Source organism: Actinophytocola sp., from assembly GCF_036555685.1.
Lineage (GTDB): Bacteria > Actinomycetota > Actinomycetes > Mycobacteriales > Pseudonocardiaceae > Actinophytocola.
Window position 1 is genome coordinate 55,511 of sequence record NZ_DATBKY010000296.1, and the last position, 14,208, is coordinate 69,718.

15 protein-coding genes are annotated in these 14,208 nt (G+C 72.5%); 1 reads left to right on the forward strand and 14 read right to left on the reverse strand.

The features are described 5' to 3' along the window. Positions 1-6 precede the first annotated feature (6 nt). The 7 genes from VH969_RS30530 to VH969_RS30560 form a co-directional block, all read right to left on the reverse strand. A complete protein-coding gene (locus VH969_RS30530) occupies positions 7-1,161 on the reverse strand; it encodes a quaternary amine ABC transporter ATP-binding protein (RefSeq protein ID WP_331980578.1) in 1,155 nt (384 codons plus the stop codon). 38 nt (positions 1,162-1,199) lie between these two features. Continuing rightward, entirely contained in the window at positions 1,200-2,669 is a 1,470-nt protein-coding gene (locus tag VH969_RS30535; protein WP_331980580.1) for an aldehyde dehydrogenase family protein, read from the reverse strand. Between the two features lie 84 nt (positions 2,670-2,753). Next, a complete protein-coding gene (betA, locus tag VH969_RS30540) occupies positions 2,754-4,424 on the reverse strand; it encodes a choline dehydrogenase (protein WP_331980582.1) in 1,671 nt (556 codons plus the stop codon). Then, entirely contained in the window at positions 4,421-5,104 is a 684-nt protein-coding gene (dhaM, locus tag VH969_RS30545; protein ID WP_331980584.1) for a dihydroxyacetone kinase phosphoryl donor subunit DhaM, read from the reverse strand. The genes betA and dhaM overlap by 4 nt, the downstream gene beginning before the upstream one ends. Then, on the reverse strand, positions 5,101-5,748 hold the full coding sequence (dhaL, locus tag VH969_RS30550) for a dihydroxyacetone kinase subunit DhaL (RefSeq protein ID WP_331980586.1): 648 nt from the start codon (positions 5,746-5,748) through the stop codon (positions 5,101-5,103). The genes dhaM and dhaL overlap by 4 nt, the downstream gene beginning before the upstream one ends. Positions 5,749-5,750: 2 nt before the next feature. Further along, entirely contained in the window at positions 5,751-6,752 is a 1,002-nt protein-coding gene (gene dhaK, locus VH969_RS30555; protein ID WP_331980588.1) for a dihydroxyacetone kinase subunit DhaK, read from the reverse strand. A gap of 121 nt (positions 6,753-6,873) precedes the next feature. Next, positions 6,874-7,386 (reverse strand): hypothetical protein, encoded by a 513-nt coding sequence (locus tag VH969_RS30560; RefSeq protein ID WP_331980590.1) that lies wholly within the window; start codon positions 7,384-7,386, stop codon positions 6,874-6,876. A gap of 33 nt (positions 7,387-7,419) precedes the next feature. On the opposite strand from VH969_RS30560, the gene VH969_RS30565 reads away from it, so the two are divergent. Further along, the gene (locus VH969_RS30565) at positions 7,420-8,493 is read left to right on the forward strand and encodes a phage tail sheath subtilisin-like domain-containing protein (protein ID WP_331980592.1); all 1,074 of its coding nucleotides are present in this window, start codon (positions 7,420-7,422) and stop codon (positions 8,491-8,493) included. On the opposite strand, the gene VH969_RS30570 is transcribed toward VH969_RS30565, so the two are convergent. The 7 genes from VH969_RS30570 to VH969_RS30600 all read right to left on the reverse strand — a co-directional run bounded on the left by VH969_RS30570 (position 8,411) and on the right by VH969_RS30600 (position 14,091). After that, complete coding sequence (locus VH969_RS30570; protein ID WP_331980594.1) at positions 8,411-8,965, reverse strand: phage tail protein; 555 nt, start codon at positions 8,963-8,965, stop codon at positions 8,411-8,413. The two genes, VH969_RS30565 and VH969_RS30570, sit on opposite strands and share 83 nt — an antisense overlap. Beyond that, positions 8,962-10,812, reverse strand: coding sequence for a putative baseplate assembly protein (locus VH969_RS30575; protein WP_331980596.1), 1,851 nt, complete (start codon positions 10,810-10,812; stop codon positions 8,962-8,964). Before VH969_RS30575 ends, VH969_RS30570 begins: the two co-directional genes overlap by 4 nt. Before the next feature lie 8 nt (positions 10,813-10,820). Beyond that, complete coding sequence (locus VH969_RS30580; protein ID WP_331980598.1) at positions 10,821-11,288, reverse strand: GPW/gp25 family protein; 468 nt, start codon at positions 11,286-11,288, stop codon at positions 10,821-10,823. A gap of 14 nt (positions 11,289-11,302) precedes the next feature. Next, positions 11,303-11,881: a TIR domain-containing protein gene (locus tag VH969_RS30585; RefSeq protein ID WP_331980600.1), complete on the reverse strand. Its 579-nt coding sequence runs from the start codon at positions 11,879-11,881 to the stop codon at positions 11,303-11,305. Positions 11,882-12,060: 179 nt separating this feature from the next. Further along, positions 12,061-12,360, reverse strand: coding sequence for a hypothetical protein (locus VH969_RS30590; protein ID WP_331980602.1), 300 nt, complete (start codon positions 12,358-12,360; stop codon positions 12,061-12,063). Positions 12,361-12,383: 23 nt separating this feature from the next. Then, entirely contained in the window at positions 12,384-13,778 is a 1,395-nt protein-coding gene (locus VH969_RS30595) for a DUF4331 domain-containing protein (protein WP_331980604.1), read from the reverse strand. A gap of 4 nt (positions 13,779-13,782) precedes the next feature. After that, positions 13,783-14,091: a hypothetical protein gene (locus tag VH969_RS30600; protein ID WP_331980606.1), complete on the reverse strand. Its 309-nt coding sequence runs from the start codon at positions 14,089-14,091 to the stop codon at positions 13,783-13,785. Between the last annotated feature and the right edge of the window lie 117 nt (positions 14,092-14,208).

The window sequence follows — 14,208 nt, forward strand, 5'->3', positions numbered from 1 at the left end:
ACGTGGTCATGTCGCGCTCTTCCTTGCCGCTTCGGGCTCGGCGTCGGCGGTGTCCGGCTCGGAGCCGTTCGCCGGTGCGGCTTGCGGTGTGGACACGGAGGCGGACACCTGCACTGTCTCGCGCACCTCGGGCATCGTGGCGATCACCTCGAGGATCTCCTCGTCCCCGATGACGCCGAGCAGCTCACCGCCCTCGACGACCTTCACCGGCTTCTCCGCGGCGAGCACCGCGCGGGTCGCCTCGCGGACGACTACCTCCGGGCCGAGCTCCGGGCCGTCCAGCGGGTCGTCCGGCCGGGGCTCGCGCATGATCCAGCGCAGCGTCAGCACGTTCGCCCGCGCCACGTCGCGCACGAAGTCCGCCACGTAGTCGTCGACCGGGGCGCCGACGAGCTCGTCGCCGGTGCCGACCTGGACCATGTCGCCGTCGCGCATGATCAGGATCCGGTCGCCGAGCTTGAGCGCCTCGGACAGGTCGTGGGTGATGAACACCATCGTCTTGCCGACCTCGTGGTGCAGCCGGATGACCTCCTGCTGCATGTCGCGGCGGATCAGCGGGTCCAGCGCGGAGAACGGCTCGTCGAACAGCAGCACGTCCGGGTCGACCGCGAGCGCGCGGGCGAGGCCGACGCGCTGCTGCATGCCACCGGAGAGCTGGTCGGGGAAGGAGTTCTCGTAGCCCGCGAGGCCCACCAGCTCGACCACCTCGGCGGCCCGCCGGCGGCGGTCGGCGCGGCTCATGCCGCGTATCTCCAGTCCGAACGCGACGTTGTCGATGACCCGCCGGTGCGGCAGCAGGCCGAAGTGCTGGAACACCATGGCGAACTTGCGCCGGCGCAGGTCACGCAACCGCTTGCGGTCGGCGGTGCGGATGTTCTCGCCCTCGACCATGACGTCGCCCGCGGTCGGCTCGATCAGCCGGGTCAGGCAGCGCACGAGCGTGGACTTGCCCGAGCCGGACAGCCCCATCACCACGAAGACCTCGCCCGGCGCGACGTCGAACGACACCTCCCGCACCGCCGCCGTGCAGCCGGTCTTCGACAGCAGCTCCCGGCGGGAGAGCTCGGTGAGGCTGGTGTCGGTCGGCACCCGGTCGGCCTTCGGGCCGAACACCTTCCACAGGTCGCGAACCGAGATCACCGGATCGGCGGATGTCGTCACGGCCGGCCCCTCTCCTGACTCATGGTTCGCCCGCGAGCTCACGCGTGGAACCAGTACTGCGGCTTCGGATCGATGTTGTGCCAGACATGCTTGGTCTCGCGGTACTCGGCCAGCCCGGACGGCCCGAGCTCGCGGCCGATGCCGGACCGGCCGTAGCCGCCCCACTCGGCCTGCGGGACGTACGGGTGGTAGTCGTTGATCCACACGGTGCCGTGCCGCAGCCGGCCGGCGACCCGCTGCGCGCGGCCGGCGTCCTGGCTCCAGACGGCGCCGGCGAGGCCGTAGGTGGTGTCGTTGGCGATGCGCACCGCGTCGTCCTCGTCGGTGAACCGCTCGACGGTCAGCACGGGGCCGAACGACTCGTCGTGCACCACGGTCATGTCCTGGCGGCACTCGTCCAGAACCGTTGGCAGGTAGTAGAAGCCGCTCGCGAGCGCCGGGTCGTCCGGCTCGCGGCCGCCGCAGCGCAGCACCGCGCCCTCGGCGACCCCGATGTCCACATAGGCCGCCACCTTGTCCCGGTGCGCGGCGGAGATCAGCGGGCCGGTCTCGGCGTCCACATCGAACGGTCCGCCGAGCCGGATCTCCGCCGCCCGGCGCACGATCTCGCCGACCACCACGTCGTGCACCTCGTCCTGGACCACGAGCCGCGCGCCGGCCGAGCACACCTGGCCGGAGTGCAGGAACACCGCGGTGAGCGCGAAGTCGGCCGCCGCGGCCAGGTCGGCGTCGGCGAACACGACGTTCGGGTTCTTGCCGCCGAGCTCCAGCGCGACCTTCTTGACCGTGCCGGCCGCGGCGGCCATGATCCGCCGCCCGGTGGCGAGCCCGCCGGTGAACGACACCATGTCCACGGCGTCGTGCTCGGCGAGCGGCGCGCCCGCGGCCGGGCCGGCGCCCAGCACGAGGTTCGCCGCCCCGGCCGGCAGCCCGGCGTCCTCGAGCAGGCGCAGGAGCAGGATCGCCGTGGACGGGGTCAGCTCGCTCGGCTTGAGCACGATCGTGTTGCCGGCCGCGAGCGCGGGGGCGACCTTCCACGACGTCTGCAGCAGCGGGTAGTTCCAGGGCGTGATCAGGCCGCACACGCCGACCGGTTCGTGCACGACGCGGCTGACCGCGTCGGCCCGCCCGGTGTCCACGACCCGCCCCGCGTCGGTGCCGGCGATGCCGCCGTAGTACCGAAAGCAGGCCACGACGTCGGCGATGTCGTACTCGCTTTCCACCAGCCGCTTGCCGGTGTCGAGCGACTCCGCGCGGGCGAAGTCCTTGGCGTCGCGCTCGAGCAGGTCGGCCACGCGCAGCAGCAGCGCGCCGCGTTCGCGTTCCGGGGTGTGCGGCCACTCACCGGTGTCAAACGCTTGGCGCGCCGCGAGAATCGCGGCCTCGGTGTCGGCCGCAGTCGCCTCGGCGACCGTCGCGACCAGGCTGCCGTCCGCGGGGCAGCGGATCTCTCGCCGGCCACCGTCGACCGGTTCCCGCCACTGACCCCCGATGTACAGCTCGGCCATAGGCAGTCCTCACGACCTCGCGCCGTTGCGTATCGTGCACGGTAGTGCTTATTGGGGAAACCCTTGTCCACCTCGCGACCGACGTCAAGGGTGTTGTCCACCTTGGTATCTATAGAACTCGACCGTCGCTCGCGGTAACGGAGTGTTACCGAGGACCAGATCCGCAGCCTTTTCGGCCAGCATCATGACCGGGGCGTAGATGTTCCCGTTGGTCACGTACGGCATCGACGATGCGTCCACCACCCGCAGCCCGCGCACCCCGCGCACCCGCATGGTCTCCGGGTCCAGGACGGACAGCTCGCCCGTGCCCATGGCGCACGTGCACGACGGGTGCAGGGCGGTCTCGGCCTCCCGCGCCACCCAGTCGAGGATCTGCTCGTTCGTCTCGACCCGCGGACCCGGCGATAGCTCGCCGCCGTTGTAGGGCGCCATCGCGGGCCGGCTCAGCAGGTCGCGGGCGACCCGGATGGCCTCGACCCACTCGCGGCGGTCCTGGTCGGTGGACAGGTAGTTGAACCGCAGCGCGGGGTGGCGGCGCGGGTCCCGGCTCGTGATCGTCACGGTGCCGCGCGCGTCGGAGTACATCGGCCCGACGTGCACCTGGTAGCCGTGCCCGCCGGCCGGCGCGGACCCGTCGTAACGCACCGCGATCGGCAGGAAGTGGAACATCAGGTTCGGGTAGGTCACGTCTTCGTTGCTGCGGGTGAACCCGCCGCCCTCGAAATGGTTGGTCGCGCCGGGGCCGCGGCGGCCGAACAGCCACTGCGCGCCGATCCACGGGCGGTACCGCCACTTCAGGTACGGCTGCATGGAGACCGGCTGGGTGCAGGCGTACTGGACGTAGACCTCGAGGTGGTCCTGCAGGTTCTCCCCCACCCCGGGCACGTGGGACACCACGTCGATGGACAGCGCCCGCAGGGCCGCCGCGTTGCCGACACCGGACAGCTGCAGCAGTTGTGGCGAGTTGATGGCGCCGCCGCACAGGATGACCTCGCCCGCCTCGACGGTCCGGCGGCCGCGCGAGGGGAACCGGTGGTACTCCACGCCGGTCGCGCGGTCGCCGTCGAACCGGATCCTCGTGACCAGCGCGCGGGTGACCACGTCGAGGTTGGGCCTGCGCATGGCGGGGCGCAGGTAGGCCTTCGACGCGGACCAGCGCCGTCCTCTGTAGACGTTGCGGTCGAACTTGGCGAAGCCCTCCTGGCGGTAGCCGTTGACGTCGTCGGTGAGCGGGTAGCCGGCCTCCTGGACGGCCTCGAAGAACGCCGTGAACAGCGGGTTCGTGGCGGGCCCGCGCTCGAGGACGAGCGGGCCGTCGTGGCCGCGGAACTCGTCGTCCGCCGCGGCCGCCGTGCAGTTCTCCATCCGCTCGAAGTACGGCAGGCAGTGCGCGTAGTCCCATGTGGACATGCCGGGGTCGGCGGCCCAGCGCTCGTAGTCCAGCGGGTTGCCGCGCTGGAAGATCATCCCGTTGATGCTGCTGGAACCGCCCAGGACCTTGCCGCGGGCGTGGTAGATCCGCCGGCCGTGCATGTGCGGCTCGGGTTCGGATTCGTACTTCCAGTCGTAGAAGCGGCTCCCGATGGGGAACGTGAGCGCGGCGGGCATGTGGATGAAGACGTCCCACGGGTAGTCGGGCCGGCCCGCCTCGAGCACCAGCACGCGGTTCGCCGGGTCGGCGGACAGCCGGTTCGCGAGCACGCTCCCGGCCGACCCGCCCCCGACGATGACGAAGTCGTAACGCTGGGAGCTCACCGTTCCGCCTCTCCTTCGTCGAAGTTCCGCGCGACGAGGTCCTCGACCTTGCGCAGGGCCTCCGTGGCCTGCGCGCCGGTCGCGGCGACGACGAGCTCGTCGCCCTTGCGGGCGCCGAGGCCCATGAGCGCGAGCACGCTGCGGCCGTCGGCGGTGGCGTCGCCGAGCCGGACCGTGACCTGGGCGTCCACTTCGGACAGCGTGCGGGCGAGCAGCGCGGCCGGGCGGGCGTGCAGGCCGACGTCGTTGGCGAGGCGGACCCGGGTCTCCGCCGCTTCGCCTGCGGGCCGCGCGGCCTCGGGCGGCTCACCCGCCGCGGCGCGGGCGGCGCCGGCCACATCGGCGAGCGGCGCCCCGCCCTGCGCGGCCACGGCCGCCGCGACCGCGCCCTCGACGAGCGGGGCGTCGACGAGCTCCGCCGCGGGCTCGTCGCGGGCCTCCAGGGCGGTCTCGGCGATCATGCGGGCGCTGCCGAGGTCGTAGAGCACCACGACCCCCGCGCCGCCGTCGGCCCGGGTGATCGCGGCGTCGACCGCGTCGAAGTCCGTGCCGATGCCGCCGCCGGGCAGGCCGCCCGCCGCCACGACGGTCACGTCCGGCGCCATCTGGGCCGCCACCTCCACGACGCCGTCCGCCAGCTTCGCACTGTGCGAGACGACGACCAGCCCGACTCGGCTCACGAAGCGCCCGCCGAGTCGGCGAACGAGCGCAGCAGCAGCATCGTCGACCGCGCGCCCGGGTCGAGGTGGCCGGCGCTGCGCTCGCCCAGGTAGGACGCCCGGCCCTTGCGCGCGACCAGCGGCACGGTCGACTCCGCCCCGGCCGCCGCCGCGTCCGCCGCGGCCGACAGCAGCGCCGCGACCGAGACCTGCTCCCCGGCGGCCTTCTCCGCCGCCCGCACCGCCGGGTCCAGCGCGTCGACCATCGTCTTGTCGCCCACCTCGGCCTTGCCGCGCGCCACCACGCCGCCGAGCGCGGCCCGCAGCGCCTCGGCCACCTCGGCCGTGCCCAGCTCGGTCGCGTCGCCGAGCGCGGTGGCCGCACGCAGGAACGCCGTGCCGTACAGCGGGCCCGCCGCGCCGCCGACCTTGGAGATCAGCGTGGTCGCGACGAGCTTGAGCACGCCGGCCGGAGTGTCCGGTGTGGACTCGTCCAGCTTGGACACCACGGCCTTGAAACCGCGGTCGAGGTTCTCCCCGTGGTCACCGTCCCCGATCGCCCGGTCGAGCTGGATCAGCTCGACCCGGTGCTCGGCGACCACCGCCGCGACCGCGCGGACGGCACCGGCCACGTCGCCGGCGGAGCACCCGGCCCGAGCCGGCACGGTCAGCTCCCCCACCGCAGCGCGGCCGTGCGCACCGGCGCGTCCCACAGCTCGCGCAGCTCGTCGTCCAGCCTCAGCAGCGTGAGGCTCATGCCCTGCATCTCCAGGCTCGTGACGAACGGGCCGACGAGCCGCCGCTCCACGACGATGCCGCGGTCGGCGAGCATCCGCTCCGCGATGCCGTGCGCGAGGTAGAGCTCGATCAGCGGCGTGCCACCCATCGAGTTGGTGAACAGCAGCACCCGTTCGCCCTCGCGGAACGGCAGGTCGTCCACGATCGGCTCGAGCAGCCGGCGCACGATCCCGTCCGCGTTCTCCGCGGGCATGCGGGCGCGGCCGGGCTCGCCGTGGATGCCGATACCGACCTCCATCTCGTCGTCGGCGAGGTCGAAGCTCGGGTCGCCGACGTGCGGCACGATCGGCGCCGCGAGCGCCATGCCCATCGAGCGCACGCCCGCGACCACGCGCTCGGCGATCGCGTGCACCTTCGCGAGGTCGTCCCCGCGCTCGGCGGCCGCACCGACGATCTTCTCGAGCGGCACGGTGCCGCCGACGCCGCGGCGGCCCGCGGTGTAGAGCGAGTCCTTCACGGCGACGTCGTCGTCGATCACGATCGTGCGGACCTCGATGTCCTCGGCGGCCGCGAGCTCCGCGGCGGTCTCGAAGTTCAGCACGTCACCGGTGTAGTTCTTGACGATCAGCAGCACGCCGGCGCCACCGTTGGTCTTCTCGATGGCGGTCTGCATCTGGTCGGGCGTCGGGGAGGTGAAGACCGCGCCCGGGCAGGCGGCGCTGAGCATGCCCATGCCGACGAGCCCGCCGTGCATCGGCTCGTGCCCGGAGCCACCGCCGGAGATGACCGCGACCTTGCCCTGCACGGGGGCGTCCGCGCGCACCACCACGGCCGGGTCGGGGATGACGGTGATCAGGTCGGAGTGGGCCAGCTCCAACCCACGCAACGATTCGGCCACCACGGTCGACGGGTCGTTGATGATCTTCTTCATCGGAACCTCCAGCCGGGATCGGGGCAGATCCACATCGATTCCTACCCCAGCGGGGCCGTCTACGAAAGGAGATCAACGCAGGGGTTCCACGAGGCTGCGCACCGCACCCGGCGCGACCTCGCTACGTGCGCCAGGGCGGGGTCCACCCGGCCCGGTCGCACACCTTCTCCAGGTCCGGGTCGGTGAGGCTGCGGCGGTCGGACAGGTTCGCCAGGCGCGGGCCGAGGATCTGCAGCCGGTCGACGTTGCCGGTCGGGTCGCCCATCTCCTTGCGGACCTCGAGCAGGAAGTCCGCGTACAGCCGGAACTGGATGTCGCCCGGCGGCTGCGCCGGCAGCGCCTGCATGAACCGCGAGTACGCGCGCACCGCGCCGTTCGAGCCGTACACGGTGATCCACGTGTCGAAGCGCCGCTTGTGCGCCAGCTCGTCGGCGGTCGGCGTCCCGTCGCTCGTGAACATGCGCTCGAGCATGTCCACGAGCGGCACGTACATGTCGCGCTTGGGCTCGGCGACCTGGTCGATGCGCTTCAGGCGGGCCTCGAAACGGCGGGTGGCCATGGCGAACAGCCCGGCGACCACCGCCGCCGCGACGGACGCGACGGCGGCGATCACGGCGATGACGATGGCGGACACACCCTTGATCCAAGCATCCGCAACAATGCGGTGGTGGCCGACAGCGGAAATGGGCGGACCCTGCGCACTGTGTTCCTCGGCCGTCATGGGCACTGGCCCAAGCCGGAGCCGCTACGGGTCGAAAGCGCCTACGAGGCACGCAGCTTTCCCGGTGAGGACCTGCTCTGGCAGTCCGTTCGCGGATGGTTCGCCAACGGCGGCGGCCCCTGCGCGATCGCGCCGCTGGCCGCGCAGGACGACCCGCTCTTCGCGCTCGACACGACCCTGCAGATGCTCGAGCACCACCACATCGACATCGTCTGCTTCCCCGGGCTCGCCGAACACGTCCGCTCCGCGGACGGGGTCGACCTGGAGGCGTTCGGCGCCGCGCAGCGGATGATGGTCGAGTCGTGCATCGCCACCGGCGACCGGCTCGCGGTGCTCGACCCGCCGCCCGGGCTCGAGCCGGACGAGATGCGTGACTGGCGGGTCGACGTGCTGGGCGCGGACACCTCGCACGCGGTCATCTACTACCCCTGGCTGCGCGTCGACACCGACGCCGGCCTCGCGTGGGTGCCGCCGTGCGGGCACGTCGTCGGCGCGTGGGCGCAGGCCCTGCGGCGCGGCGGCGTGCTGGCCGCGCTCGGCAACCTCGAGCTCGCCGAGGTCCTCGACGTGGCCGTCAACGTCACCACCTACGAGCAGGAGATGCTGACCCGGCTCAACGTCAACCTGTTGCGCGCCATGCCGTCCTGGGGCGTGCGGACCTGGGGCGCGCGGACGCTGTCGGTCAGCCCGTGGCTGTTCCAGATCCCGACCGCGCGGCTGCTCGCCACGCTCAAGCCCGTGGTCTTCGACCGCATCGCCGACTACCCGCACATCGGCGACCACGAGCTCGTCGCCGAGCTGGACTCCGCGATCCGCGGCGTCTCCGGCCTCGGCGACGACGCGTTCACGATCCGCCTGCTACGCGCCACGGGCGAGGCCATGCGGGTCGAGATCGAGCTCAACCCCCGGGTGACGCACGGCTACCCGCTGACCATCGTCATCGAGCTACCGGAGGGGCGGTGGACGGTCCTGGAAACCGAACACTCGCTGGACAGCCCGCCAGCAGATCCCCGAGGATGAGCCGTTCGAGCCGCGCCCGGTCCTCGTCGGGCCACGTCTGCGAGATCGGCCCGTGCACGGTGACCTCGATCCGCCGGGACATCTCCGCGGGCGGCGTCCAGCCGAGCACCACGAACCCGGGGTCGACGATCTCCACCGACTCGACGTCCGCGCCGCCCAGCAGCTCGACCAGCTGCCGGATCCCGCGCTCGGTGCCGCGGTAGGTGAGCAGTTCCCCCGCCTCGCGCAGCAGCCGGCGCTTGGCGTCCGGCGACGGCCAGCCCGGCGGCAGGTCCCAGCCGAGCCACGTGCACAGCCAGTCGACCATCTCGTCCGGCGCGAGCGCGGGATGCGCGAGCAGGTCGAGCTCCTCGATCGGCGTCGCGACGCCGTCCAGCAGGTCGTCGAACACCGCGACGATCCGCATCAGCAGGTCGTCGTCCCACATCGCGCGCGGGACGAGCGCGGCGATCCGCTCCACCCGGGTGCTCATTTCGCGCGCACCCGCGGCGGGGCGGGCCAGCACAGGCCGTTCGGCTTGAGGTCGACGCGGTCGGTCCGCTCGCCGGTCTGGTCGGTGACCGGATCCCACGGGAACAGGTGCACCTCGTCGACCAGCTCCACCCCGGGCACGTCGAGCAGCACGCCGAACAGCTCGCCCGCGACGACCGGCCGGCCGAACGGCCAGCCCTGCCCGTCGCGGCCGCCGCGCACCGGGTGCAGGTAGTCCCGCAGCGCCTCGGCGGCACGGTCGTACACCTCGTCGGCCGGCTCGAACTCCGACCGCGTCACCGCCGCCTCCACGCGCACGCCCTGGTAGTCCGGCGGCTCGACGACCAGCCGGACGCCGACCGCGCGCCGCGCGTCCAGGAACTCGACGACCTCGTCGAACACCGGGTCGCCGGGCAGCAGCGAGGCGAAGCTCTCCTCGTCGCCCACGCCCTCGGGGTGCGGGACGACGACGACGCGGGCCACGCCGGGCTCGGCGTTGCAGCGGGCCCGCGCCACCCGCGGGCTCGAGAGGCGGGCCAGCCGCTCGAAGTCGTCCGCGGACACGGCGCGCCAGCCCGACCGCAGCAGCGCGGGCGCGCGCGTGCGGGCCTCCTCGACGGACTCGGCGTCCATCCCGCCGGTCGCGGGCCAGCGGTTGTGCACCCGGGCCACGTGCGGGATCGCCTCGCGCAGCACGACGATGCTGCCGGACGCGACGTTGCCGGCCGAACCGCCGCCGGCCAGGTAGTCGATCACGATCTCCGCGTTCTCGGGCGGGATCGCGCCGTGGGTGCCGTCGCCGAACAGGACCTCGCCGGTGTTGCGGTCGAGCTCGTAATGCTTGTCGTCGGCGAGCGAGGAGACCAGCGACTCGACGGCCTTCCACTCGGTGCCGCCGACGCGCACCCGGTGCAGGTCCGGCAGCAGCGGGGAGCGCCGGGTGCGCAGCCGCTGGCGCGGGCGACCGGTGCCGGTGCCGAGCTCCTCGGCCGGCACGGCGCTGGCATGCTGCACCTCGACGCTGACGCCCGCGCCGTGCGTGTTGTGCACCAGCACGGAGAACGTGGTCAGCTTCTTCGCCCGCTCGGCGAGCACCGGGCGGAAGCGCATCTTCCAGCGGTCGGACTCGGCGGTCCAGTCCGGGCCGGTGTCGACCAGCACGGCCGGCCGGTCCGCGGGCACGCTCTCCGACTCGACGTCCACCCAGCCCGCGGCGCCCGACACCTGGAACTCCAGCTCCACGCCCGCCGGGTCGATGTCCAGCTCCACCCGCACGAGCGAGTTCGGCCCGCCCTCGCCGAGGACCAGCTCGATCCAGGTGCCCGCGGTCTCGCGGGCCCGCACGGCGGAGCTGATCCGGCCGCCGTCGGTCTCGTCGCCGTCGACGACCCAGCGCAGCGACACCGGCCGCGCGATCGCCTGCTCGACGGTCACGAACTCGACCGGACCGCTGCCCGCGGCCACCGTGGACACCGGCGTGCCGGCCGGGACCCGGACGGTCTGGCCGGGCGCGTCGAGCATGAAGTCCACCCGCGCGGTCGCCACCTCGGCCGCGCGGCGCGCGACGCCGACCATGTTGAGGAACTCCGAGTACAGCCGGTCCGGGACCTGGTTGAGCCGGTACAGCAGCTGGTCGACGAGGTAGGAGACGATCTCGATCAGCGCGATGCCGGGGTCGCCCGGCTCGGTGCTCGTCCACTCCGGGCAGTACCGGTCGCGCAGCCGCAGGGCCGCCTCGACGAGGTCGGCGTACCGCCGGTCGTCCAGCGACGGGACGGGCAGCCGGCCCACCCCGTCGACGACGTCCTCTCCCGCCAGGTTGCCCGCTCCGTTCCCCGAAACGCTCACGGCAGAGCTCACCGCGTCCATTCGAACCTTCCCTCGAACCGGCCGCTCTCGCCGGTGGCCTTCAGCTGGTAGTCGATGCACACGCGCGCCCAGCCGAGCTGCCGGGCGTCCCACTGCTGGTCGAGATCCTCGAAGTCCACGTCCTGGACCTCGATGCGCGGCTCGTACTGCGACACGAGCTCGCGGATGCGGTCCGGCAGCTCCTTGAGCGTCCACTCGAGCCGGACGCCGAAGTCCGGCCGCATGACCCGCTCGCCCGCCACCGTGCCGAGCAGCACGGCGAGCGCGGACTCCACCGCCGCCGTGCCGGACTGGACCACGATCCGCCCGCCCATGTCCACCCGGACCGGGTAGCCCCAGCCGCGCTCGTCGGTCTCCTTGGTGGCGGTCTCCGTGTGCGTCCCCGTCGACTCCGTCCCGGCCGACGTATCGGTCGTCTTCGCCGTGGTCTTCGGCCGCGCCATCCCCTGTGCCATCCGCTGCGCCATCCTCACCGCCCCCGTGTCCGGATCGAGACGAGCGTGCCGGGCTCGAGCGCCGACACGTCCAGTCCCGGGTTCTGCTCTGCGATGAGCCGCCAGTGGGCGGGGTCGCCGAGGTAGCGCGCGGCGAGCAGGTCGATCCGGTCACCGCGGCGTACCCGGTGCACGATCGGCCGCTCGACCGGGGCCGCCGCCGCGGCGCTGTGCCGCAGCGTCTCGGCCAGCGCGTCGAGCCCGTCTTCGTAGGCCCCGGTGAAGTCGACCCCGGGCGTCGCGTCCGGCCACACCGGCAGATCGACCCGCTCGAGCAGCACCGGCACGAGCACCGCCTGCCCGTCGAGCTGGCGCATCTCCGCGACCCGCAGCTCGTGGTCGAGCGCGCCGGAGTACAGCGCGTCGTCGGTGAGCAGCGCCGCGACGTGCGTGCACGTGCGCAGGCCGGCCTCGACGGACTGCGCCCAGGTGCTGCCCGGGTCGACGTCTCTGGGCGCCACCCAGGTGGCGATGCCCCGTCTTTCGAGGTCCCCGGACAGCCGGCGAGCAAGCGGCCCCTCGCTCTCGGTGCGGTGGCTCAGGAACACCCGCACTGCGGCTCCCTTCCGGTGACCGGTCACGTCAAGAGGAGATCATGGCGTGTCCGACCCTCTGCAGGCGAGGTGTCCGGTTATGCGTTCTGCGTGATCAGGGCCCTCAACAGGACCGTTTACGCACGCGAAGACCTCCCGGCACACCGCCCCGGGAGGTCTTCGCGCCCCATCAGGAGGGCTCAGGTCAGGTGATGCTCGGTCACCCGGCCACCGTGGATCGTCACCGTCGCGTGCGCCGAACCGTCGGGGCGCCACACCGTGTAGTCGCCGGCCGGCACGCTCGGGAACACCGCCGTGTAGGCGACCCGGCCGCCACCGTGCCGCGCGTGCACGACGTTGTGGCTGCGCGGCGTGGCCGCGTCGATGCTCGTGTGCCGGCCCGCGCTGATCTCGATCTCCTGCTCGGCGAGCTCGGGCCCGGCCACGAGGACCAGCGCGCCGACGTCCCCGCCGATGTCCAGTACCAGGGTGTCCATCATGGATCCTCCGCTCGGGTCTGCGGTCACGTCCACGGGTTGTTGAACCCGTCGTGCGGCGTGCCGAGGTAGGGGAAGCGGTCCAGGTACGGGATGTCCAGGTCGGCGGGGGTCACCCCGTCGTCCACCTGGGACGCGGCGCCGTCGGGCGTGTAGTTCTTGTCCACCAGCGCGTACGTCGCGCCCGCGATCGCCCGCAGCTCGATGGCGACCACGTCGTCGAACACGCGCCGCCCGTTCGGGAAGCCGGCGAGGTCGTTGCCGAGCAGCCCGAAGATCGACGGCTGTCCCGACGGCGGGATGGCCGTGTTGAGCCGCATCAGGTCGGCCTGGGTCTTCCCGGTGAAGTTCTGGAAGCCGTCGATCAGGCCGGCCGGGATGCCGGTCAGCAGGATCGCCAGCAGGTCCGCGCGGGGCTTGCCGGACTTGTTGAGCACGTCCAGGTTGGGGAACACGCCGGGGAACAGGCCCGGCAGCAGCGCCGCGACCTCGGGCTTGGCCACGAACTTCGCGAAGCGGCTGTCGCCGTCCGGCGACTGGGTGTTCCAGAAGTCCTTGCGCCCCATGGGCACGATGACCTCGTTGAACAGCGGCATCGCGAGCCGGGAGACCTGCCGGTAGGGGCCGGTGCTCCAGGTGTTGTCGAGCTCGGTGTCGAGCATCCGCACGCGCTGGCGGCTCGCCGTGGTCCACACGCCGATCGTGGCCCGCGGGTCGTTGACGTCCTTGCCGCGCCAGCCGTCCCGGGTCAGGTCGGTGATCGGTACCTGCAGGGCGATCGTGTGCACGTTGAGGTTCTTCGTGGCGTTGACGCCCTTGCCCGACTGCGGGAACTTGGCCAGCCCGAAGTGCTCGTGCGCGTCGGCGAACGGGCGGGGGTCGAGCAGGTCGAAGATCGCGCCGAGGTCGACGTAGAAGCCCTCGGCCCGCTGGCCGGCGAACACCCGGCGCTTGCCGCCGAGGTTGCGCACGGCGGCCGTGGCGAGCGCGGTGTAGTTCGGAGTGGACAGTGGGCCGATGTTGCACGGCGGGCAGGGCAGCCAGCGCCCGAGCGTCTCCTCGCGGCCCTTGGCCCGCCGGGTCACCTGGTAGAACTGCCGGCGGTTCCAGTTGGGCGAGTCGATCGCGAGGATCGGGCCGGTGTTGTAGAGGAACGTGTTCGGGTTGCGGACCTGGGTGGTGAACCGGAACTCGTAGCTGACGTCCGCCTTGCCGTCGCCGTCGTTGTCGATGTGGATCTCGTAGCGCACGTCGTCGCCGAACTCGTAGAAGTTGGGTCCGCCGGCCGGTGCCTGCAACGGCACGTAGTTCGCGATCAGGGTGACGGTATCCGGCTTGTCCGGGCTCACGAACGCGTAGACGTCGGTGGAGTCGGCGACCGGGTCCTTCGAGATCTCGGGTGCTTCACGGTGCGAGGACACGGCGCTACCTCCGCTCGGCCTTGTGGACGGCACCGGACAGGCGCGCGGCGAATGCGCGGTCGGTGACCTGGATGCGCTCGGTGCCGACGAACACGTCGAAGTGCCCGGAGTCGGCGTCGCGCAGGTGGACCATGACGGGCTTCTTCGGGGCGGCCACGGGCTCGCCCGCCTCCTGCGTGCCACCCGCCGTCACCGAGGTGGCCAGCGGGACGCCCGCCCCGACGACCACGCCGGCGGCCGCTAGGCCGGCACCGGTGAGGATGACCTTGCGCCGGGTCGGCCCGGTCCGCTCGGGTTGCTGCTGGTGAGTCATGAGTGAACTCCTTGCTGGGGGCGCTCGTCGCCCTTCGCCCGCGTATTCGGCACCCCCCGCGCGGGGGATTGGCGGGAAGACAGAAGTGCCGCACGCCAGTTCCTGGCGTGCGGCACC